This window comes from Enterobacter sp. BNK-16 (genome assembly GCF_048684955.1).
Classification (GTDB): domain Bacteria; phylum Pseudomonadota; class Gammaproteobacteria; order Enterobacterales; family Enterobacteriaceae; genus Enterobacter; species Enterobacter bugandensis.
In genome coordinates, this window is sequence record NZ_JBLQTQ010000001.1 from 514,641 (window position 1) to 534,225 (window position 19,585).

Below are 19,585 nucleotides of genomic sequence, written 5' to 3' on the forward strand. Positions count from 1 at the left end.
ATTATCTTTCGTTTTATTTTTACACCGCCATAATGCAGGATTAAATGAAACAAAACGAAAGATAAAAATCATTACCATCCGAAATGGAGAGGAAAGTGAAACATCTGACAGAAATGGTGGAACAACATAAACGGGGGAATGCAAACGGGATTTATGCCGTCTGTTCCGCACATCCACTGGTACTTGAAGCTGCCATTCGTTACGCCCATTCACGCCAAACGCCACTGCTGATTGAAGCCACCTCAAACCAGGTGGATCAGTTTGGCGGCTATACCGGCATGACGCCCGCCGACTTTCACGGGTTTGTCTGCCAGTTGGCGGACTCGCTTGGTTTCCCGACGTCACAGCTGATCCTCGGCGGCGATCATTTAGGACCCAACCGCTGGCAAAACCTGCCGGCTTTGCAGGCGATGGCGAACGCCGAGGATCTGATCAGGCACTACGTGGCAGCCGGATTTAAAAAAATTCACCTCGATTGCAGCATGTCCTGTGAAGACGATCCGGTTCCTTTAACCGATGCGATCGTTGCCGGGCGCGCCGCGCGTCTGGCAAAAATTGCCGAAACAACCTGTCTTGAGCAATTTGGTGTAGCCGATCTGGTCTACGTTATCGGCACGGAAGTTCCGGTTCCCGGCGGCGCGCATGAAACGCTGACCGAGCTTGAGGTCACGACGCCAGAGGCGGCGCGCGCCACGCTTGAGGCACACCGCCACGCATTCGAGAAGGAAGGGTTAAGCGACATCTGGCCGCGCATTATTGGCCTGGTGGTACAGCCCGGCGTTGAGTTCGACCATGCGCACGTTTGTGACTATCAGCCACATAAAGCCGTCGCGCTGAGCAAAATGGTTGAAGCCTACGACACGCTGGTATTTGAAGCACACTCTACCGATTACCAGACGCAACAGGCGCTGCGCCAGCTGGTGAACGATCACTTCGCTATTTTAAAAGTCGGCCCTGCCCTGACCTTTGCCCTGCGTGAAGCGCTGTTCTCACTGGCCGCCATTGAAGAAGAACTGCTGCCGGCGAAAGCCAGCTCGGGCCTGCGTCACGTTCTGGAAAACGTGATGCTCGATCGCCCGGAATACTGGCAAAGCCACTATCACGGTGACGGCAACGCCCGACGCCTGGCCCGCGGCTACAGCTACTCCGACCGCGTGCGCTATTACTGGCCGGACAGCCGGATTGACGATGCCTTTGAACGACTGGTGCGCAATCTGGCAGACGAACCTATTCCGCTGCCGCTTATCAGCCAGTATTTGCCGTTGCAGTACAGCAAAGTTCGCGAGGGCGCTCTCAAGTCAACGCCGCGGGAACTCATCATTGACCACATTCAGGACATACTCCAGCAGTACCATGCCGCCTGCGAAGGCGTAACGACTCCACACGCATAATTAAAAAGAGGAAAACGCTATGCCAAACATTGTCTTATGCCGCATTGATGAACGCCTGATCCACGGACAGGTGGGCGTGCAGTGGGTGGGGTTTGCGGGGGCAAACCTGGTGCTGGTGGCAAATGACGAGGTTGCAGACGATCCGGTTCAACAAAACCTGATGGAAATGGTGCTCGCGGAAGGGATCGCCGTGCGTTTCTGGTCGCTGCAAAAAACGATCGACAATATTCACCGCGCCGCTGACCGCCAGAAAATCCTGCTGGTCTGCAAATCACCCGCCGATTTTCTGAAGCTGGTTGAAGGCGGCGTGCCCATCACCCGTATCAATGTCGGAAACATGCACTACGCCAGTGGCAAACAGCAAATTGCCAAAACGGTCTCTGTCGACGCGAACGATATCGCTGCGTTCAACGGCCTGAAAGCGGCCGGGGTGGAATGCTTTGTTCAGGGCGTCCCAACAGAGACCGCTTTGGATCTCTTTAAACTGCTTTGAGGGATTCACAATGGAAATCAGTCTGTTGCAGGCATTCGCGCTGGGGCTTCTTGCCTTTATCGCGGGCCTGGATATGTTTAACGGCTTAACACACATGCACCGCCCGGTGGTGCTTGGTCCTCTGGTCGGCCTGATACTGGGCGATCTGCATACCGGGATCCTGACCGGCGGTACCTTAGAGCTGGTCTGGATGGGTCTGGCGCCGCTGGCGGGCGCGCAGCCGCCAAACGTGATTATCGGCACCATCGTCGGCACCACGTTTGCCATCACCACGGGCGTGAAGCCGGATGTCGCCGTTGGGGTCGCGGTGCCGTTTGCCGTGGCGGTGCAGATGGGTATCACCTTCCTCTTCTCCGTGATGTCCGGCGTGATGTCACGCTGCGATCGCATGGCGGCCAACGCGGACACCGACGGCATAGAGCGAGTCAACTATCTGGCGCTGCTGGCGCTCGGCATTTTTTATTTCCTGTGCGCGTTTCTGCCCATCTACTTTGGCGCTGAACACGCGAAAACCGCCATTGCTATCCTGCCGGAACGTCTGATTGACGGTCTCGGCGTCGCGGGCGGCATCATGCCAGCGATCGGCTTCGCCGTGCTGCTGAAGATCATGATGAAAAACGTTTACATCCCTTATTTCATTATCGGTTTTGTCGCCGCGGCCTGGCTGAAGCTTCCGGTACTGGCGATTGCCGCAGCGGCGCTGGCGATGGCGCTGATCGACCTGCTGCGTAAATCGCCTGAACCGACGGCGCCCGCGGCCCAGAAAGAGGAATTTGAAGATGGCATCTAATCAAACCACCCTGCCAGGCGCGTCTGTCAGTGAAGAGACGCTGCTGAGCGGCGTGAATGAAAACGTCTATGAAGACCAGACCATTGGCGCGGAGCTGACCAAAAAAGACATTAACCGCGTGGCCTGGCGCTCCATGCTGCTGCAGGCCTCGTTTAACTATGAACGTATGCAGGCCTCCGGCTGGCTGTACGGGCTGCTGCCCGCGCTGAAAAAGATCCACACTAATAAGCGGGACCTGGCGCGGGCGATGAAAGGTCATATGGGCTTCTTTAACACCCACCCGTTTCTGGTGACCTTCGTTATCGGCATTATTCTGGCAATGGAGCGTTCCAAGCAGGATGTAAACAGCATTCAGAGCACCAAAATTGCGGTCGGAGCCCCGCTCGGAGGCATTGGTGACGCCATGTTCTGGCTGACCCTGTTACCCATCTGCGGCGGTATTGGTGCCAGCCTGGCGCTGCAAGGCTCCATTCTTGGCGCGGTAGTTTTTATCGTGCTGTTCAACGTGGTGCATCTCGGCCTGCGCTTTGGCCTGGCGCACTACGCATACCGAATGGGCGTTGCCGCCATTCCGCTGATCAAAGCCAACACCAAAAAGGTCGGCCACGCGGCCTCAATTGTCGGGATGACGGTGATCGGCGCGCTGGTGGCGACCTACGTCCGACTCAATACGACGCTTGAAATCAAGGCGGGTGATGCGGTCGTTAAACTGCAAACCGACGTGATCGACAAGCTGATGCCCGCGTTCCTGCCGCTGGTCTACACCTTGACCATGTTCTGGCTGGTGCGCCGCGGCTGGAGCCCGCTGCGGCTGATCGGTATCACCGTGGTGCTGGGCGTTGTCGGTAAATTCTGTCACTTCCTGTAAAAGCAAAGAGGTTGCGATGTTAGGCATAATTTTGACGGGTCACGGCGGCTTTGCCAGCGGGCTTGAACAGGCGATGAGGCAGATCCTTGGCGAGCAGCCGCAGTTTATCGCCATCGATTTTCCGGAAAATTCCACCACTGCCAGGCTGACCGCTCAGCTTGAGCAGGCGGTGAGTGAGCTGGACCCAGAGCAGGATATTATTTTCCTCACCGACCTTCTCGGCGGCACGCCGTTTCGCGTGGCCTCGACGCTCGCGATGCAAAGACCGGGTAGCGAAGTGATTACCGGCACCAACCTGCAGCTTTTGCTGGAAATGGTGCTGGAACGTGACGGATTAAGTAGCGAAGCGTTTCGTCTGCAGGCGCTTGAGTGCGGCCACCGCGGACTGACCAGCCTGGTGGATGAGCTTGGTCGCTGTCGCGAGGAAGCCCCCGTAGAGGAAGGAATATGATCCGGTTACTTTCACAGCGTTCACCTTCGTAGTTTACATTGCGTGTCCCGGCGGCCTTACGGCATCAGATCGTAAGGCCTTTCTTTTCCTTTCCTTGGTTTTACCCTTTCCTTTCACGATCACACTTTTCGTTTTATTCCCTTTCCATTATTGAACTTTCGATTTCTTTCCTATAGATTTTCTTTAACTGCTAATGTGAATAAGTGAAACGAAACGAAAGATAGCGACACGTTTGCCAGCGTCTGATGTGGAATTCACAAGACTAAGGACTGAGTTATGCAACAAACCACCGCCGCCACAACCGGCACCTGGACCGAAAAAGAGATCCGCCAGCAGCCTGCCTGCTGGATCCGCTCACTCAACAACATCGATAATCTGCGCACCTCGATTGACGGTTTCCTGACGCCGCTGCTGCGTAAGCGAGACCTGCGGATCGTCCTCACCGGCGCGGGCACCTCCGCGTTTATTGGCGAGATAATTGCCCCCTGGCTTGCGAGCCACACCGGTAAAAACGTCTCCGCCATACCGACAACCGATCTGGTCACCAACCCGATGGATTACTTCACCCCGGCACACCCTCTGCTGCTGGTCTCTTTTGCCCGCTCCGGCAACAGTCCAGAGAGCGTCGCCGCCGTTGAGCTGGCGAACCGGTTCGTGCCCGAGTGCTACCACCTGTCGATCACCTGCAACGAGGCGGGAAGCCTGTACCAGAACGCCGTCGAGAGCGATAACGCCTTTGCCCTGCTGATGCCAGCCGAAACGCACGATCGCGGGTTCGCGATGACCAGCAGCATTACCACCATGATGGCGAGCTGTCTGGCCGTATTCGCACCAGAGACGATCGGCAGCCAAAGCTTCCGGGACGTAGCCGATCGCTGCCAGGCGATCCTCACCTTGCTCGGGGATTTCAGCCAGGGCGTCTTTGGCAACGAACCGTGGAAACGCGTTGTGTATCTGGGAAGCGGCGGTCTGCAGGGCGCGGCGCGCGAGTCTGCGCTGAAGGTGCTGGAGCTGACCGCGGGCAAGCTGGCGGCGTTCTACGATTCACCAACGGGCTTTCGTCATGGGCCTAAGTCACTGGTGGATAACGAAACGCTGGTGGTGGTGTTTATCTCAAGCCATCCGTATACACGTCAGTACGATCTGGATCTGCTGGCCGAGCTGCGCCGCGATCGTCAGGCCATGCGCGTGGTCGCCATCGCCGCCGAAAACGATCCAGCCATTGAAGCGGGGCCGCATATCCTGCTGCCGCCTTCCCGTCCATTCAACGATATGGAGCAGGCGTTCTGCTTCCTGATATACGCCCAGGTCTTTGCGCTAACCCAGTCTCTGCATGTTGGCAACACGCCGGACACACCATCCGCCAGCGGAACGGTCAACCGTGTGGTACAGGGCGTGGTTATTCATCCGTGGCAGGCTTAAGAGGATCGTATTATGAGTATTATTTCGACCAAATATCTTTTGCAGGACGCGCAGACAAAGGGCTATGCCGTTCCGGCCTTTAACATCCATAACGCCGAGACGATCCAGGCGATCCTCGAAGTGTGCAGCGAAATGCGATCGCCGGTGATCCTCGCCGGGACGCCGGGTACTTTTAAACACATTGCGCTGGAGGAGATCTACGCTCTGTGCAGCGCGTACTCCCTCAGCTACGACATGCCGCTGGCGCTGCATCTCGATCATCACGAATCGCTGGATGACATTCGTCGCAAGGTACATGCCGGCGTACGCAGCGCAATGATCGACGGTAGCCACTATCCCTTTGAAGAAAACGTGAAGCTGGTGAAATCGGTGGTCGATTTTTGCCACCTCAACGACTGTAGCGTTGAGGCGGAACTGGGCCGTCTGGGGGGTGTTGAAGATGACATGAGCGTCGACGCCGAAAGCGCATTCCTGACCGACCCGCAGGAGGCGAAACGCTTCGTTGAGCTGACCGGCGTGGACAGCCTCGCCGTTGCCATCGGCACTGCGCACGGCCTCTATACCAAACGCCCCAAAATTGACTTCCAGCGCCTGGCTGAGATCCGCGAGGTGGTAGCGGTTCCGCTGGTGCTGCACGGTGCGAGCGATGTTCCGGATGATGATGTGCGCCGCACTATTGAACTGGGCGTGTGCAAAGTTAATGTCGCAACCGAGTTGAAAATCGCCTTCTCTGATGCGGTCAAAGCCTGGTTTGCCGAGAACCCGCAGGGCAACGATCCGCGCTTCTACATGCGCGTTGGGATGGACGCCATGAAAGAGGTGGTCCGAAGCAAAATCGCCGTTTGCGGTTCGGCTAACCGTCTGCGTCTTCCGGCAGAAGCATAACTAAGAGGATCTTACTTTAATGAAAAAAGTGCTCACCCTCTCAATGCTTGCCCTGTGCGTTTCCCATGGCGCGATGGCAGCGAACTACACGCTCACTAACGACAAGATTGCCCTGTCCTTTGATGACGCCAATTCAACGGTGGTGGTAACTGACAAAAAGGCCGACCACCCCATCACCCCGCAGGAATTGTTCTTTCTGACGCTGCCGGACGAAACCAAAATCCACACCGCTGATTTCAAAATCAAGCACGTCGAAAAGCAGGACAGCGCCATTGTCATCGACTTTTCGCGTCCGGATTTTAACGTGACGGTAAAGCTCAACCTGGTGAAAGATAAATACGCCAGCATCGATTACACCCTCGCGGCGGTAGGCCAGCCGCGTAACGTGGCAAAAATCACCTTCTTCCCGACGAAAAAACAGACGCAGGCACCTTATGTTGACGGGGCGATCAACAGCTCGCCGATTGTCGCGGACTCGTTCTTTATTCTCCCGGACAAGCCCATCGTTAACACCTACGCCTATGAAGCGACGACCAACCTCAACGTAGAGTTAAAAACGCCGATTCAGCCCGCAACGCCGGTCAGCTATACCACCTACTTCGGCACTTTCCCGGAAACCAGCCAGCTGCGCCGCAGCGTAAACCAGTTTATTAATGCCGTGCGTCCGCGTCCGTATAAGCCCTACCTGCACTACAACAGCTGGATGGATATTGGCTTCTTTACCCCCTATTCCGAACAGGACGTGCTGGGGCGGATGGATGAATGGAATAAGGAATTTATCGCCGGACGTGGCGTGGCGCTGGACGCCTTCCTGCTGGACGATGGCTGGGACGACCTGACCGGGCGCTGGCTGTTTGGCCCGGCATTCGGCAACGGTTTTGGCAAGGTACGTGAAAAAGCCGACAGCCTGCACAGCTCGGTCGGACTGTGGCTCTCACCGTGGGGAGGCTACAACAAACCGCGCGACGTTCGCGTCTCGCATGCAAAAGAGTATGGGTTCGAAACCGTCGACGGGAAGCTGGCCCTGTCAGGGCCTAACTACTTTAAAAACTTCAATGAGCAGATCGTTAAGCTTATCAAAAACGAGCACATTACCTCGTTCAAGCTGGACGGGATGGGTAATGCCAACGCGCATATCCCGGGCAGCCCGTTCGCCTCGGATTTTGACGCCTCCATTGCTCTGCTGCATAACATGCGCAGCGCCAACCCGAATCTGTTTATCAACCTGACGACCGGCACCAACGCCAGTCCGTCCTGGCTGTTCTATGCGGATTCCATCTGGCGTCAGGGTGATGACATCAACCTGTACGGTCCGGGCACGCCGGTGCAGCAGTGGATGACCTACCGCGATGCCGAAACGTACCGCTCCATTGTGCGCAAAGGCCCGCTGTTTCCGCTGAACTCGCTGATGTATCACGGCATTGTCAGCGCTGAGAATGCCTATTACGGGCTGGAGAAGGTGCAAACGGACAGTGATTTTGCCGATCAGGTCTGGAGCTACTTCGCCACCGGCACCCAGTTGCAGGAACTGTATATCACCCCTTCAATGCTGAACAAGGCGAAGTGGGATACGCTGGCGCAGGCCGCAAAATGGTCGCGTGACAATGCCAGCGTGCTGGTGGATACGCACTGGATTGGCGGAGACCCGACGGCGCTGCAGGTTTACGGCTGGGCTTCGTGGAGTAAAGAGAAAGCCATACTCGGCTTGCGTAACCCCTTGGACAAGCCGCAAAGCTACTATCTTGATTTAGCGAAAGAGTTCGAAATCCCGACGGGAGACGCGGCGAAGTTTAGTCTCAAAGCGGTGTACGGCAGTAATTCAACCGTACCTGAGGAGTACAAAAATGCGGTGGTGATTACGCTGCAGCCACTGGAAACGCTGGTATTTGAGGCGATGCCTGGGAAATAGAAGAGTAAATAAATCTGTAGGCCGGGTAAGGCGCAGCCGCCACCCGGCAAAACAGTATCAGAAATTACTCCCCCTGCTGCTCCAGCGCATACTTATACAGCGCATTTTTCTTCACGCCGTGAATCTCTGCTGCTAATGCCGCCGCTTTCTTCAGCGGCAGTTCGGCCTGCAGCAAGGCCAGCGTGCGCAGCGCATCAGCAGGCAGGGCATCCTCTTCCGCCCTATGCCCTTCGACAATCAGCACCATTTCGCCTTTGCGGCGGTTTTCGTCTTCCTTCACCCACGCCAGCAGTTCACCGACTGGCGCGCCGTGAATGGTTTCCCAGGTTTTGGTCAGCTCACGCGCCAGCACCACGTAGCGGGATTCGCCCCAGACGGTGACCATATCTTCCAGGCTTTCCAGCAGGCGGTGCGTGGATTCGTAGAAAATCAGGGTGCGCGGTTCCGCTTCCAGCTCTTTTAAGACGTCGCGGCGGCCTTTAGATTTGGCAGGGAGGAAGCCTTCATAGCAGAAGCGGTCAGACGGCAAACCTGCGGCGCTCAATGCAGCAATAGCGGCGCAAGGCCCCGGCAGTGGCACAACGCGAATCCCGGCTTCGCGACAGGTGCGCACCAGATGGTAGCCAGGATCGTTAATCAGCGGCGTACCGGCATCGGAGACCAGGGCTATGTTCTGCCCCTCTTTGAGCTTCGCCACCAGCGTTTCGGCTTTTTGTTGCTCATTGTGATCGTGCAGGGCAAACAAACGGGCGTTAATCGCGAAATGTTGCAGCAGTAAACCGGTGTGGCGGGTGTCTTCAGCGGCAATTAAATCAACAGCTTGCAATACGTTCAGCGCACGTTGGGTAATATCAGACAAATTCCCGATAGGAGTAGGTACAATATAAAGCTGGCCTTGAGAATTATCTGCCGTTTCGTGTTGTTTCATTGTTTCGTCCGTATTGCCGATTTAATATTGAGCATTGCGTAAAAAAATCACTGGATACAGTATGGTACCGTTAACGTTTCTTCGAAAAAAAGCCACGCGCAGCGTGCCGCTGCTGCTCGCAGCCCTGATTTTTGCAGGCTGTGGCACCCAGGCACCTGACCAGAGCACCGCCCATCTTCAGGGCTCCGCTCAGGCTGATTCTGGCTTTTATCTGCAACAAATGTCGCAGAGTACAAATGATACCAGGATCAACTGGCAATTACTCGCCATTCGTGCACTGCTGAAAGAGGGCAAAACCCAGCAGGCTGCCGAGCTGTTCGGCCAACTGCCGAAAGAGCTTAACGATACTCAGCAACTTGAGCAGAGCCTGCTCTCTGCCGAGCTGAAGGTCGCGCAGAAAGATTATGATGGCGCGAAAAAGATCATGGGGAGCATCGACCTGAGCGCGCTGGATAAAAACCAGCAGGCGCGCTTCTGGCAGGCGGGCATTACCGCTGAGCAGGGGCGCCCTTCCCTGACGCTCCTGCGTGCCTTGATTGCCCAGGAGCCGCTGCTCGCCGGTGCCGACAAGCAGAAAAACATTGATGCCACCTGGCAGGCGCTTGCCTCGATGACCCAGGATCAGGCAAAGGCGCTGGTCATTAACGCGGACGAAAACGTGCTTCAGGGCTGGCTTGATCTGCAGCAGATGTGGTTTAACAACCGCAGCGATCCAAAAATGCTGAAAGCCGGTATTACCGACTGGCAGACCCGTTACCCGCAGAACCCGGGCGCAAAAATGCTGCCAACCCAACTGGTGAATGTGCAGAACTTTAAACCTGCGTCGACAAGCAAAATTGCGCTGCTTCTGCCGCTGAATGGCCAGGCGGCAGTGTTTGGCCGTACGATTCAACAGGGCTTTGAAGCAGCGAAAAACGGCACCACGCCGGTAACGGGCAGTGCGGTTCCGGTGCAGGCAGCGCAGGCGGCCAACGTGAACGACGTTGTCAGCCCCTCAGCCGCCGAGACCAGTGACCTGACCACCGCACAAACCCCGCCGCAGGGTACAATGCAAAACCCGGTTACCGCACCGACTACCCCACCAGCGACTGCCGCACCGGCAGCACAGGCTCCGGCTGAGGCACAAGCGACGCCTGCACCAGAGGCAACGACAGAACAGCCTCAACAGCAGCCGGCACAACCAGCATCACAACCTGCCGCTCAGCCGCAGGCCGTGGCGACCGCCAGCGCGAATCCTGGCGCTGAGCTGAAAATCTACGACACCAGTTCGAAGCCGCTTGACCAGGTGCTGGCGCAGGTTCAGCAGGACGGGGCAAGCATCGTTGTCGGCCCGCTGCTGAAAAACAACGTGGAAGAGCTGATGAAGAGCAATACCACGCTGAACGTACTGGCGCTCAACCAGCCGGAACAGGTTCAGAACCGGGCCAATATTTGCTACTTCGCACTCTCTCCGGAAGATGAAGCCCGCGATGCGGCACGTCATATCCACGAGCAGGGTAAACAGGCCCCGCTGCTGCTGATCCCACGTAGTACGCTGGGCGATCGCGTGGCTAATGCTTTTGCCGACGAGTGGCAGAAGCTGGGCGGCGGCATCGTGCTGCAGCAGAAATTTGGTTCCGTCTCTGAACTGCGTGCGGGCGTTAACGGTGGAGCGGGTATCGCGCTTAACGGCAGTCCGGTTTCCGCCAGCCTGCCGCAGCAGCAGAGCGTGACCATTGGCGGCCTGACCATCCCTGCCCCGCCAACCGACGCGCAGATAAGCGGTGGTGGTAAAGTGGATGCGGCCTATATCGTTGCCACGCCGCAGGAGATCGCCTTTATCAAGCCGATGATCGCGATGCGTAACGGCAGCCAGAGCGGCGCAACGCTCTACGCCAGCTCCCGCAGCGCACAGGGCACCGCAGGCCCGGATTTCCGTCTGGAAATGGACGGCCTGCAGTACAGCGAAATCCCGATGCTGGCGGGCAGCAACCCGGCGCTGATGCAGCAGGCGCTAAGCTCCGTACGTAACGACTACTCTCTGGCGCGTCTGTATGCGATGGGTGTTGATGCGTGGGCGCTGGCAAACCACTTTACCCAGATGCGTCAGGTGCCGGGCTTTGAGCTTAACGGCAACACCGGCGATCTGACCGCCACTCAGGACTGTGTGATTAACAGGAAGTTATCATGGCTCAAATACCAGCAGGGGCAAATCGTCCCGGCCAGTTAAGCCGTAAAGAGACCGGCGATGCGTGGGAGTTAAAAGCGCGTCGCTGGCTCGAAGGCAAAGGACTGCGCTTTATCGCCGCCAACGTCCGCGGGCGCGGCGGCGAAATTGATCTGATCATGAAAGACGGTCAGGTGATTGTGTTTGTAGAAGTCCGCTTTCGACAGTCTTCCCGTTTTGGCGGTGCTGCCGCCAGCGTGACGCTCGCCAAACAACATAAATTATTACAGACTGCCCACTTGTGGCTTGCCCGCCATAATGGGAGCTTTGATACTGTGGATTGCCGTTTCGATGTGATAGCCTTCACCGGAAATGAGATCGAATGGCTTAAAAACGCTTTTGGCGAAGACGCATAATTAAGATTTAAAGGGATAACGTGCTCGAAAGAATTAAAGTGTGCTTCACAGAAAGCATCCAGACTCAGATTGCCGCGGCGGAAGCCCTTCCGGACGCGATCTCTCGCGCTGCAATGACGCTGGTGCAATCCCTGCTTAACGGCAACAAAATCCTCTGTTGTGGCAACGGAACCTCAGCCGCCAACGCACAGCATTTTGCTGCCAGCATGATTAACCGTTTTGAAACCGAACGCCCGAGTTTACCTGCCATTGCACTTAATACCGATAATGTGGTCTTAACAGCGATTGCTAACGATCGTCTGCATGACGAAATTTACGCAAAGCAGGTGCGCGCCCTGGGGCATGCCGGCGATGTGCTGCTGGCGATCTCCACGCGCGGCAACAGCCGGGACATCGTCAAAGCCGTTGAAGCCGCCGTTACCCGCGACATGACCATCGTCGCCTTAACCGGCTATGACGGCGGTGAGCTGGCGGGTCTGCTCGGGCCGCAGGATGTGGAAATCCGCATTCCGTCTCACCGTAGCGCACGTATCCAGGAGATGCATATGCTCACGGTGAACTGCTTATGCGATTTGATCGATAACACGCTTTTCCCTCACCAGGATGATTAAGGAGTTTTTATGAAGGCTTTATCGACCCTCGCAGTCCTTATGTCTGCATTACTGCTTCAGGGATGTATTGCTGCGGCCGTTGTGGGTACTGCCGCAGTAGGCACCAAAGCGGCGACCGATCCGCGCTCAGTGGGAACGCAGGTGGATGACGGTACGCTGGAGCTACGGGTCAACAGTGCGCTGTCGAAAGACGAACAAATCAAGAAAGAAGCGCGTATCAACGTGACGGCCTATCAGGGCAAAGTCCTGCTGACGGGTCAGGCACCGAATACCGACCTCTCCAGCCGCGCGAAGCAGATCGCAATGGGCGTTGAGGGCACCACGGAAGTCTTCAATGAAATCCGCCAGGGTCAGCCAATCAGCCTGGGCACCGCGTCGTCTGACACCTGGATCACCACCAAAGTCCGCTCCCAGCTGCTGGGTTCAGACCAGGTGAAATCCTCAAACGTAAAAGTAACGACCGAAAACGGTGAAGTGTTCCTGCTGGGTCTGGTGACCGATCGTGAAGGGAAAGCGGCGGCGGATATCGCCAGCCGGGTGAGCGGCGTGAAGCACGTCACCACCGCGTTTACCTACATTAAGTAATCCACGTCTGACTAAAGGCCCGGTAGGCGCGAGGGTATGAACCGGAAACATGGGTAACACTTTAGACCGGATACATGGGTAACAGTTATAACTGGCATAGAAGAGGAGACTCGCTATGCCCTGGACTGAGACCCGACCTATGCAACGCCTTGATTTTATCCGTGCCTGCCATGCAGGTACGGACTCCTTCTCCGCTCTTTGCCGTCTTTTTGGCATCAGCCGCAAAACCGGCTACAAATGGCTTCAGCGTTTTGACCCTTCTGACCTGTCCTCTCTCTCTGACCGGTCGCGCGCACCACGCTCCCACTCCCGGACGGTTCCTGATGAGGTCGTCGGACACCTGACTGCCCTGCGTCAGAAACACCCTGACTGGGGCCCGAAAAAACTGCGGATGTGGCTCCTCAATCATCACGTCGATTTTACCGTTCCTGCTGCCAGCACTGTCGGCGATATCCTCAAGCGTGAAGGCCTGGTACCTGACAGAAAGAGAAAGCGCAGAACGCCGGGGAATCGCCGGCCCCTGACCAGCATCAGTGAGAACAATCAGGTCTGGAGCGCTGATTTTAAAGGCAAGTTCAGGCTGCTGAGCAGGGAGTACTGTCATCCCTTCACCCTGACCGACAACCACAGCCGGTATCTGCTGAGCTGCCGTGGAACGGACCGTGAGAGCGAGCCCTTCGTCAGGCACTGTCTGACGGAGGCGTTCCTGGAGTACGGTCTGCCGGACGTTCTGAGAACCGATAATGGTCAGCCCTTCGCAGGGACGGGTATCGCCGGGTTAAGTCGTCTTGCAGTCTGGCTGATAAAGCTGGGCGTCAGACCGGAACGAATCCGCCGGGGCCATCCCGAAGAGAACGGGCGGCACGAACGCATGCACCGTTCCCTGAAAAGTGCGCTGGCGCAGGGGAACACCTTCATGACGATGGAAGAACAACAGCGGTGGTTCAGTGACTACCGGAAAGAATTTAACTATGAAAGACCGCATGAAGCCCTGGCGGGTGCAACGCCCGGAACGGTGTGGCAACCCTCGAAGCGACAGTGGGATGGCCGTGTTCCTGACTATGCCTATCCGTCAGGAGGAACGGTCTACAGAGTGAAATCGAGGGGGACACTCTATATGGGGAAAAAGGGGACGGTGTTCCTGAGTGAAGCGCTGACTGATGAGTACATCATGCTGGAAGAACAAGATGATGGCCTTGAGGCCATCATCTTTAACGGAATAACGCTTGCGTACTATGACCGAAAAACCCAGTGTGTGCTCCGGATAGACTAAAAGTGTTACCTATGTTCCCGGTCTGATCTGTCACCTATGTATCCGGTCATACACGAGCGCCACCGGGCTTTTTTTACATCAACGCAATACTCCCCACCATCACTCCGCTCAACGCCACCAGTCCCGCCGTCAGCCACAGCGCTTTCGCCGGGAAAGACTTACGCAGCATGATGAGCGACGGCAGGCTGATTGCCGGCAAGGTGATAAGCAGCGCCAGCGCCGGTGCGGTACCCATACCGGCCAGCATCATGGTCTGGACAATCGGAATTTCTGCCGCCGTGGGGATCACAAACAGGCAGCCTGCAACGGCCATCGCAATCACCCACATCAGCGTGTTGTCGATTGCCCCATCCGCATGCGGGAAGAGCCAGACGCGCGCCGCGCCCAGAATCAGTACCGCCAGGATATAGACCGGAATGGTGCTCCAGAAAAGCTGCCACAACGCCTTACCCCAGCGAGTAAAGAAACCGCCCTGCGGTTCGCTGACGTCCAGTTCAACGGCTGCGGGTTCGACGGCAGTATCCTTCACCAGTTTTTGTACCAGCGTCGCCACCACCAGCACCGTCAGCAGCCCGGCAACCAGACGGATAGCGGCAAAATGCCAGCCGAGCACAAAGCCCATAAACACCAGCGTCGCCGGGTTGAGCAGCGGGTTCCCCATCCAGAATGCCAGCGCACCGCCCATGGATACGCGCTGGCGGCGCATACCCGCCGCTACCGGTGCGGCACAGCAGGAGCACATCATGCCCGGCAGAGAGAAAATCGTCCCCAGCAGCGTGCCCTGAAAGCGCGGCTGCCCGAGTGTTTTCACCAGCCAGTTTCGCGGAATAAGTACCTGAATCAGCGATCCCAGGATTACCCCTAAGACGGCAGCTTTCCACACCGCCAGGAAGTAGACCATGGCGTAATCCCATGCCGCCTTCAGCGGGCTGGCATCAGCCTGAGCGAGTATAGATTTACCGATGCTGTGCGTTTCGGCGGCGGTGAAGGCTTTGCCGTAGTACGGCTGCCATTTCACATACCAGAGGCCAATGATGACCACGAGAAAGAAGAGTGCGGGCTTCCACCATTGGACAGGTGTTGCCGCCTGAGATGAAGACTGACCAGTCATACCATTCCCCGGAGAGTGTTATTTAATAAGCCGGAGAAGTTTACGCCTCGCCCTGCGCGATTTCACGCAGTTTTGCCGAAGGGATGATATTGACGCCCTCCTGCGACGGTGCCAGCGCCTCTTTCAGCATCGCCTGCGCGACGTCCCGCGCCTCGATGGACTTCCAGTTACCCGGCAGGATACGAAACAGCGGGGCGAAGAAGGATTCGTTAAAACGCCGTTCGTCGCGGTGGCCCATTAGCATGGAAGGCCGCACGATTGTCAGGTGCTCCCACTTCTGCGCAATCAGCGCCTCTTCCATTTTGCCCTTCACCTGATTGTAAAAAAACGGTGAGCCGGTGCTGGCGCCGTGCGAGCTCACCACCAGGAAATGTTTTGCCCCCAGCTTTTTCGCCGTCAGGGCGGTATCCACCACCAGCGTGTAGTCCGCATGGATGAACGCTTCTTTACTGCCCGCCTCACGCCGCGTCGTGCCCAGGCAGCAAAAGGCGATATCTATAGGATCCTGCACCTGCGCCAGCGCGTCGGTGAGCTGGGGATCGTGCGGGTTATAGACGCCGGTGATATCCAACAGCGGGCGGCGCGTCGGGGCGGCAATATAGTTGATATGCCGGTCCTGGATCAGCAGCCGCAGCAGATGTCCCCCCACCAGCCCGGTTGCGCCGGTAATCAGTACCTGACTCATCTTATCCCCTTTACAGAATTGTCCGTTTGCGATCTGGACCTGCTCTACCACACTTAAAAGTCTGTTACCGGTAAGTATTTACCACAAACGGGAAAAAAACAGTCTGAAGCGAAAACAACGGAGGAAGCATGGGTAAAAAAATCGCAGTCTTGATTACCGACGAGTTTGAAGATTCAGAATTTACGTCGCCAGCTGAGGCATTCCGCAAGGCAGGCCACGAGGTCATCACCATTGAGAAAGAAGCGGGTAAAACCGTGAAGGGCCACAAGGGCGAAGCCAGCGTGACCATCGACGAGTCCATCGATAACGTCAGCCCGTCAGATTTCGACGCCCTGCTGTTACCGGGCGGCCATTCACCGGATTCCCTGCGCGGGGACGAGCGTTTCGTCACCTTTACCCGTGACTTTGTCGGCACCGGCAAGCCGGTCTTTGCCATCTGCCACGGCCCGCAGCTGCTGATCAGCGCTGAAGTGGTCCGCGGGCGTAAGCTTACGGCGGTGAAACCGATCGTTATCGATCTGAAAAACGCAGGGGCCGAGTTTTACGATCAGGAGGTGGTCAACGATAACGACCAGCTGATCACCAGCCGGACCCCGGACGATCTCCCGGCGTTTAACCGCGAAGCGCTACGCCTGCTCGGCGCGTAGCCAGTGAAGCTTTTTGCCAAAGCCCAGGGTGTTGTCGGTAAATTTCAGCTCATCGAGGCGGATTTCCCACACCGGGGCTTTTAGCGCAGCAGCAACCGGGAAGCGGCGCGTGTAGCGTTTACGCTGTGCGTCGCTTTCTTCACCTTCCAGACGACGAATTTCGCCTTTGAACTGCACGCCGCGGATCAGCGCGACGGTTTTGGGCTGGCCGTTGACCGTGCCCGCCACTTTTGCCTGCTGGCCGGTCATCTGGGCATGCCGCGTTTTGTCCTCACTCATGACGTAAAAAGCGACGCGTTCAGGATCGTAGTAGTAAAAGGCGTTGGCGCACCACATTTCGCCCTCGCTATATACGCACCAGGTCACGACGTGCTGCTTTGCCAGCCAGCGGTTAATGGCGGCCAGTGTTTCCATTTTCGTTCTCTCTCATGCTATGGTGCGTTCACCTTAACATACTGAATCTGTTTACCGTGTGCTGGTTTCTCTATCTTGTCCGAACCGCTGATAACGCACTCTACACCGGGATCACCACCGATGTGGCGCGGCGTTTTTTACAACATCAAACGGGGAAAGGGGCAAAAGCGCTGCGGGGGAAAGGCGAACTGCAGCTGGCTTTTTCTGCCGCCGTGGGGGACAGATCGCTGGCACTCAGGCTGGAGTACCGTATTAAGCAGCTAACGAAGCGCCAGAAGGAGCGCCTCGTGACCGGAGACGGCTCCTTTGAGGCGCTACGCGAGAGCCTGATTAAAAGCGATTAAAATGGTCGTGGTAGTCCACCAGACCATTTACGCCGTTCAGGGCATCATCCGCCAGGCGATGCACCTGGAAGGCGGATTCGGTACCCGGCCAACGGCAGCGAAGATCGTAATGCGCGGCCTGCTCGAAGCCTAAACGGCCATAGAACGCCGGATCGCCCAGCGTGACCACGGCGGCATAACCAAACTCATTCAGCGAGTCCAGCCCTTCATAGACCAGCTGGCGCGCCAGGCCCTGCCCGCGGTAGTTTTCATCTACCGCCAGCGGTGCCATGCCCACCCACTGAAGATCTTCACCCTGAACGATCACCGGGCTGAAGGCAACATAGCCGACAACCTGACCTTCGTCATCGGTGGCAACCAGCCCCAGCGTGATCAGGCCGTCTTCACGGAGATCGTGGACCAGTTGGGCTTCCGCATCGCTCTCAAAAGCGCGGCGTAATAACGCATCGATACCCGGTGCATCAATCCCTATTTCGACTCGAATCAGCATGGCTCACCTACTGAAGTGTGTTTACTGTCCGGCGGGGATTTCAACCCCGCCTCAACGAAATCTGCCATTTGCATCAACATCACGCGCAGCGCTTTCGGCATCTGCTCCAGCTCAATGGCATCCATTAAATTCTTAACGTACAGGCCAAGCTCCGTGTCGCCCTCAATCACCAGACGGCGCTGGAAGAAGAGTGTGTCCGGGTCCTGCTTACGCGCGGCAATCATCAGCAGGTCGCTGGCGTTGGCGCTAAAGCTCACGTCCGCCTCGGCAGACTCACGAACGATCAGCTGGTCGTTCTCTACGGAGGTAAACCAGCGCAGCCCGATGTCACGCACCTCAATGCTTAACCAGCGCTCTTCCAGAAACTCCAGCTCGCCATCCTGCAGCGCCTGACGGAACTGCCAGCTCAGGACCTGCTCCAGCACCTGGCGTTTAAGCGCGAACGGCGCCAGCCTGACCGGCACGCTCAGCATTGATGGACCGAATTGTACGAGACGTGAACGCAGTTTATCCAGCACGAGCTTTACTCCCTGATAGCTATAGTCCCGCTATTTTGCCACATCCGTTCCAGAACATAGCGGCGTAAATCAACAAACCATCGTCGGACGTACCCCATTATTGGTGCCATCAATACGCCATTAGCTGCCTTAAATCAAAAATTGTCGCGTATGGGTTAATTAAAATCCCAGCTCGTTAACAATTTTGCTATCGACTACATCAGGATAATTTATGGAGCTGCTCTGCCCTGCCGGAAACCTTCCGGCGCTTAAGGCGGCCATCGAGAATGGGGCCGATGCGGTCTATATCGGGCTGAAAGATGACACCAACGCCCGCCATTTTGCTGGCCTTAACTTTACGGAGAAAAAGCTTCAGGAAGCCGTTAACTTCGTTCATCAGCACCGCCGCAAGCTGCATATTGCCATCAACACGTTTGCCCATCCTGACGGTTACGCCCGCTGGCAGCGCGCGGTGGACATGGCAGCACAGCTGGGCGCCGATGCGTTAATCCTGGCCGACCTCGCCATGCTTGAGTATGCGGCAGAACGCTATCCGCATATTGAGCGCCACGTCTCTGTTCAGGCATCTGCCACCAACGAAGAGGCGGTGCGTTTTTACCATCAACACTTTGACGTCGCTCGCGTGGTGCTGCCGCGCGTGCTCTCTATTCATCAGGTTAAGCAACTCGCGCGCGTCACGCCAGTGCCGCTGGAGGTTTTTGCCTTTGGTAGTCTGTGCATCATGGCCGAAGGCCGTTGCTATCTTTCTTCTTACTTAACCGGTGAATCGCCGAATACCGTCGGGGCCTGCTCCCCTGCCCGCTTCGTCCGCTGGCAGCAGACCCCGCAGGGGCTGGAGTCGCGTCTGAATGAAGTTCTGATCGACCGCTATCAGGACGGTGAAAACGCGGGTTATCCGACGCTGTGCAAAGGCCGCTACCTGGTCGACGGTGAGCGCTACCACGCGCTGGAAGAGCCCACCAGCCTTAACACGCTGGAGCTGCTGCCGGAGCTGCTGGCCGCCAATATTGCCTCGGTGAAAATTGAAGGTCGCCAGCGCAGTCCGGCCTATGTGAGCCAGGTGGCGAAAGTGTGGCGTCAGGCCATCGACCGCTGCATGGCGGACCCGCAGAACTACGCCCCACAGGCGGCGTGGATGGAGACGCTCGGATCGATGTCCGAAGGCACGCAAACCACGCTGGGCGCGTATCACCGTAAATGGCAGTGAG

General features: G+C 56.9%; 22 protein-coding genes. 16 read left to right on the top strand and 6 right to left on the bottom strand.

Annotated elements, in window-relative coordinates:
* Positions 1-83 precede the first annotated feature (83 nt).
* The 8 genes from kbaZ to ACMGGH_RS02485 all read left to right on the top strand — a co-directional run bounded on the left by kbaZ (position 84) and on the right by ACMGGH_RS02485 (position 8,209).
* A complete protein-coding gene (gene kbaZ, locus ACMGGH_RS02450) occupies positions 84-1,391 on the top strand; it encodes a tagatose-bisphosphate aldolase subunit KbaZ (RefSeq protein WP_232948992.1) in 1,308 nt (435 codons plus the stop codon).
* 19 nt (positions 1,392-1,410) lie between these two features.
* A complete protein-coding gene (agaV, locus tag ACMGGH_RS02455; RefSeq protein WP_061096976.1) occupies positions 1,411-1,884 on the top strand; it encodes a PTS N-acetylgalactosamine transporter subunit IIB in 474 nt (157 codons plus the stop codon).
* Positions 1,885-1,894: 10 nt separating this feature from the next.
* The gene (gene agaW / locus ACMGGH_RS02460) at positions 1,895-2,674 is read left to right on the top strand and encodes a PTS N-acetylgalactosamine transporter subunit IIC (RefSeq protein WP_028014525.1); all 780 of its coding nucleotides are present in this window, start codon (positions 1,895-1,897) and stop codon (positions 2,672-2,674) included.
* Positions 2,664-3,542: a PTS N-acetylgalactosamine transporter subunit IID gene (gene agaE, locus ACMGGH_RS02465; protein ID WP_047367066.1), complete on the top strand. Its 879-nt coding sequence runs from the start codon at positions 2,664-2,666 to the stop codon at positions 3,540-3,542. Before agaW ends, agaE begins: the two co-directional genes overlap by 11 nt.
* Before the next feature lie 16 nt (positions 3,543-3,558).
* Positions 3,559-3,993, top strand: coding sequence for a PTS galactosamine/N-acetylgalactosamine transporter subunit IIA (gene agaF, locus ACMGGH_RS02470; RefSeq protein WP_047367065.1), 435 nt, complete (start codon positions 3,559-3,561; stop codon positions 3,991-3,993).
* A gap of 276 nt (positions 3,994-4,269) precedes the next feature.
* Positions 4,270-5,415 carry an SIS domain-containing protein gene (locus ACMGGH_RS02475; RefSeq protein WP_232948993.1) on the top strand — a complete coding sequence of 382 codons (1,146 nt, stop codon included), beginning with the start codon at positions 4,270-4,272 and terminating at the stop codon, positions 5,413-5,415.
* 12 nt (positions 5,416-5,427) lie between these two features.
* Positions 5,428-6,300: a tagatose-bisphosphate aldolase subunit KbaY gene (gene kbaY, locus ACMGGH_RS02480; protein ID WP_063155282.1), complete on the top strand. Its 873-nt coding sequence runs from the start codon at positions 5,428-5,430 to the stop codon at positions 6,298-6,300.
* Positions 6,301-6,319: 19 nt separating this feature from the next.
* Entirely contained in the window at positions 6,320-8,209 is a 1,890-nt protein-coding gene (locus ACMGGH_RS02485; protein WP_232948994.1) for an enterotoxin, read from the top strand.
* Between the two features lie 64 nt (positions 8,210-8,273).
* On the opposite strand, the gene rsmI is transcribed toward ACMGGH_RS02485, so the two are convergent.
* Positions 8,274-9,137 (bottom strand): 16S rRNA (cytidine(1402)-2'-O)-methyltransferase, encoded by an 864-nt coding sequence (gene rsmI, locus ACMGGH_RS02490; protein ID WP_047364705.1) that lies wholly within the window; start codon positions 9,135-9,137, stop codon positions 8,274-8,276.
* A 61-nt stretch (positions 9,138-9,198) separates the two neighbouring features.
* Between rsmI and ACMGGH_RS02495 the strand changes: the two genes are divergently transcribed.
* From ACMGGH_RS02495 to ACMGGH_RS02515, 5 genes are all read left to right on the top strand, one after another.
* Positions 9,199-11,346, top strand: coding sequence for a penicillin-binding protein activator (locus tag ACMGGH_RS02495; protein WP_232948995.1), 2,148 nt, complete (start codon positions 9,199-9,201; stop codon positions 11,344-11,346).
* A complete protein-coding gene (locus ACMGGH_RS02500; protein WP_028014533.1) occupies positions 11,304-11,699 on the top strand; it encodes a YraN family protein in 396 nt (131 codons plus the stop codon). The genes ACMGGH_RS02495 and ACMGGH_RS02500 overlap by 43 nt, the downstream gene beginning before the upstream one ends.
* Positions 11,700-11,719: 20 nt before the next feature.
* Positions 11,720-12,310: a DnaA initiator-associating protein DiaA gene (gene diaA, locus ACMGGH_RS02505; protein ID WP_003861754.1), complete on the top strand. Its 591-nt coding sequence runs from the start codon at positions 11,720-11,722 to the stop codon at positions 12,308-12,310.
* 9 nt (positions 12,311-12,319) lie between these two features.
* The gene (dolP, locus tag ACMGGH_RS02510) at positions 12,320-12,895 is read left to right on the top strand and encodes a division/outer membrane stress-associated lipid-binding lipoprotein (RefSeq protein ID WP_047367060.1); all 576 of its coding nucleotides are present in this window, start codon (positions 12,320-12,322) and stop codon (positions 12,893-12,895) included.
* A 115-nt stretch (positions 12,896-13,010) separates the two neighbouring features.
* Positions 13,011-14,168 carry a DDE-type integrase/transposase/recombinase gene (locus ACMGGH_RS02515; RefSeq protein ID WP_420299061.1) on the top strand — a complete coding sequence of 386 codons (1,158 nt, stop codon included), beginning with the start codon at positions 13,011-13,013 and terminating at the stop codon, positions 14,166-14,168.
* Positions 14,169-14,241: 73 nt separating this feature from the next.
* On the opposite strand, the gene ACMGGH_RS02520 is transcribed toward ACMGGH_RS02515, so the two are convergent.
* A complete protein-coding gene (locus ACMGGH_RS02520) occupies positions 14,242-15,279 on the bottom strand; it encodes a permease (protein ID WP_232949063.1) in 1,038 nt (345 codons plus the stop codon).
* 40 nt (positions 15,280-15,319) lie between these two features.
* The gene (locus ACMGGH_RS02525) at positions 15,320-15,964 is read right to left on the bottom strand and encodes an NAD(P)H-binding protein (RefSeq protein ID WP_232949062.1); all 645 of its coding nucleotides are present in this window, start codon (positions 15,962-15,964) and stop codon (positions 15,320-15,322) included.
* Between the two features lie 128 nt (positions 15,965-16,092).
* Between ACMGGH_RS02525 and ACMGGH_RS02530 the strand changes: the two genes are divergently transcribed.
* The gene (locus ACMGGH_RS02530; protein ID WP_028014537.1) at positions 16,093-16,611 is read left to right on the top strand and encodes a type 1 glutamine amidotransferase domain-containing protein; all 519 of its coding nucleotides are present in this window, start codon (positions 16,093-16,095) and stop codon (positions 16,609-16,611) included.
* Here the strand turns inward: ACMGGH_RS02530 and ACMGGH_RS02535 are convergent.
* Positions 16,591-17,025, bottom strand: coding sequence for a YhbP family protein (locus ACMGGH_RS02535; RefSeq protein WP_063155276.1), 435 nt, complete (start codon positions 17,023-17,025; stop codon positions 16,591-16,593). The two genes, ACMGGH_RS02530 and ACMGGH_RS02535, sit on opposite strands and share 21 nt — an antisense overlap.
* 14 nt (positions 17,026-17,039) lie before the next feature.
* Between ACMGGH_RS02535 and ACMGGH_RS02540 the strand changes: the two genes are divergently transcribed.
* Positions 17,040-17,369 (top strand): GIY-YIG nuclease family protein, encoded by a 330-nt coding sequence (locus ACMGGH_RS02540; RefSeq protein WP_045260079.1) that lies wholly within the window; start codon positions 17,040-17,042, stop codon positions 17,367-17,369.
* On the opposite strand, the gene ACMGGH_RS02545 is transcribed toward ACMGGH_RS02540, so the two are convergent.
* Together ACMGGH_RS02545 and ubiT are read right to left on the bottom strand one after the other, a co-directional pair.
* Entirely contained in the window at positions 17,356-17,859 is a 504-nt protein-coding gene (locus ACMGGH_RS02545) for a GNAT family N-acetyltransferase (RefSeq protein WP_028014540.1), read from the bottom strand. The genes ACMGGH_RS02540 and ACMGGH_RS02545 overlap by 14 nt on opposite strands.
* Positions 17,853-18,377, bottom strand: coding sequence for a ubiquinone anaerobic biosynthesis accessory factor UbiT (gene ubiT, locus ACMGGH_RS02550; RefSeq protein WP_232949061.1), 525 nt, complete (start codon positions 18,375-18,377; stop codon positions 17,853-17,855). The genes ACMGGH_RS02545 and ubiT overlap by 7 nt, the downstream gene beginning before the upstream one ends.
* Before the next feature lie 211 nt (positions 18,378-18,588).
* On the opposite strand from ubiT, the gene ubiU reads away from it, so the two are divergent.
* Positions 18,589-19,584 carry a ubiquinone anaerobic biosynthesis protein UbiU gene (gene ubiU / locus ACMGGH_RS02555; RefSeq protein ID WP_014885366.1) on the top strand — a complete coding sequence of 332 codons (996 nt, stop codon included), beginning with the start codon at positions 18,589-18,591 and terminating at the stop codon, positions 19,582-19,584.
* Position 19,585: the final 1 nt, after the last annotated feature.

Bases quoted from the DNA above. Each gene is read 5' to 3' on its own strand.
- kbaZ (WP_232948992.1), top strand. From the start codon at position 84: ATGGAGAGGAAAGTGAAACATCTGACAGAAATGGTGGAACAACATAAA.
- agaV (WP_061096976.1), top strand. From the start codon at position 1,411: ATGCCAAACATTGTCTTATGCCGCATTGATGAACGCCTGATCCACGGA.
- agaW (WP_028014525.1), top strand. From the start codon at position 1,895: ATGGAAATCAGTCTGTTGCAGGCATTCGCGCTGGGGCTTCTTGCCTTT.
- agaE (WP_047367066.1), top strand. From the start codon at position 2,664: ATGGCATCTAATCAAACCACCCTGCCAGGCGCGTCTGTCAGTGAAGAG.
- agaF (WP_047367065.1), top strand. From the start codon at position 3,559: ATGTTAGGCATAATTTTGACGGGTCACGGCGGCTTTGCCAGCGGGCTT.
- ACMGGH_RS02475 (WP_232948993.1), top strand. From the start codon at position 4,270: ATGCAACAAACCACCGCCGCCACAACCGGCACCTGGACCGAAAAAGAG.
- kbaY (WP_063155282.1), top strand. From the start codon at position 5,428: ATGAGTATTATTTCGACCAAATATCTTTTGCAGGACGCGCAGACAAAG.
- ACMGGH_RS02485 (WP_232948994.1), top strand. From the start codon at position 6,320: ATGAAAAAAGTGCTCACCCTCTCAATGCTTGCCCTGTGCGTTTCCCAT.
- rsmI (WP_047364705.1), bottom strand. From the start codon at position 9,137: ATGAAACAACACGAAACGGCAGATAATTCTCAAGGCCAGCTTTATATT.
- ACMGGH_RS02495 (WP_232948995.1), top strand. From the start codon at position 9,199: ATGGTACCGTTAACGTTTCTTCGAAAAAAAGCCACGCGCAGCGTGCCG.
- ACMGGH_RS02500 (WP_028014533.1), top strand. From the start codon at position 11,304: ATGGCTCAAATACCAGCAGGGGCAAATCGTCCCGGCCAGTTAAGCCGT.
- dolP (WP_047367060.1), top strand. From the start codon at position 12,320: ATGAAGGCTTTATCGACCCTCGCAGTCCTTATGTCTGCATTACTGCTT.
- ACMGGH_RS02515 (WP_420299061.1), top strand. From the start codon at position 13,011: ATGCCCTGGACTGAGACCCGACCTATGCAACGCCTTGATTTTATCCGT.
- ACMGGH_RS02520 (WP_232949063.1), bottom strand. From the start codon at position 15,279: ATGACTGGTCAGTCTTCATCTCAGGCGGCAACACCTGTCCAATGGTGG.
- ACMGGH_RS02525 (WP_232949062.1), bottom strand. From the start codon at position 15,964: ATGAGTCAGGTACTGATTACCGGCGCAACCGGGCTGGTGGGGGGACAT.
- ACMGGH_RS02530 (WP_028014537.1), top strand. From the start codon at position 16,093: ATGGGTAAAAAAATCGCAGTCTTGATTACCGACGAGTTTGAAGATTCA.
- ACMGGH_RS02535 (WP_063155276.1), bottom strand. From the start codon at position 17,025: ATGGAAACACTGGCCGCCATTAACCGCTGGCTGGCAAAGCAGCACGTC.
- ACMGGH_RS02540 (WP_045260079.1), top strand. From the start codon at position 17,040: ATGCTATGGTGCGTTCACCTTAACATACTGAATCTGTTTACCGTGTGC.
- ACMGGH_RS02545 (WP_028014540.1), bottom strand. From the start codon at position 17,859: ATGCTGATTCGAGTCGAAATAGGGATTGATGCACCGGGTATCGATGCG.
- ubiU (WP_014885366.1), top strand. From the start codon at position 18,589: ATGGAGCTGCTCTGCCCTGCCGGAAACCTTCCGGCGCTTAAGGCGGCC.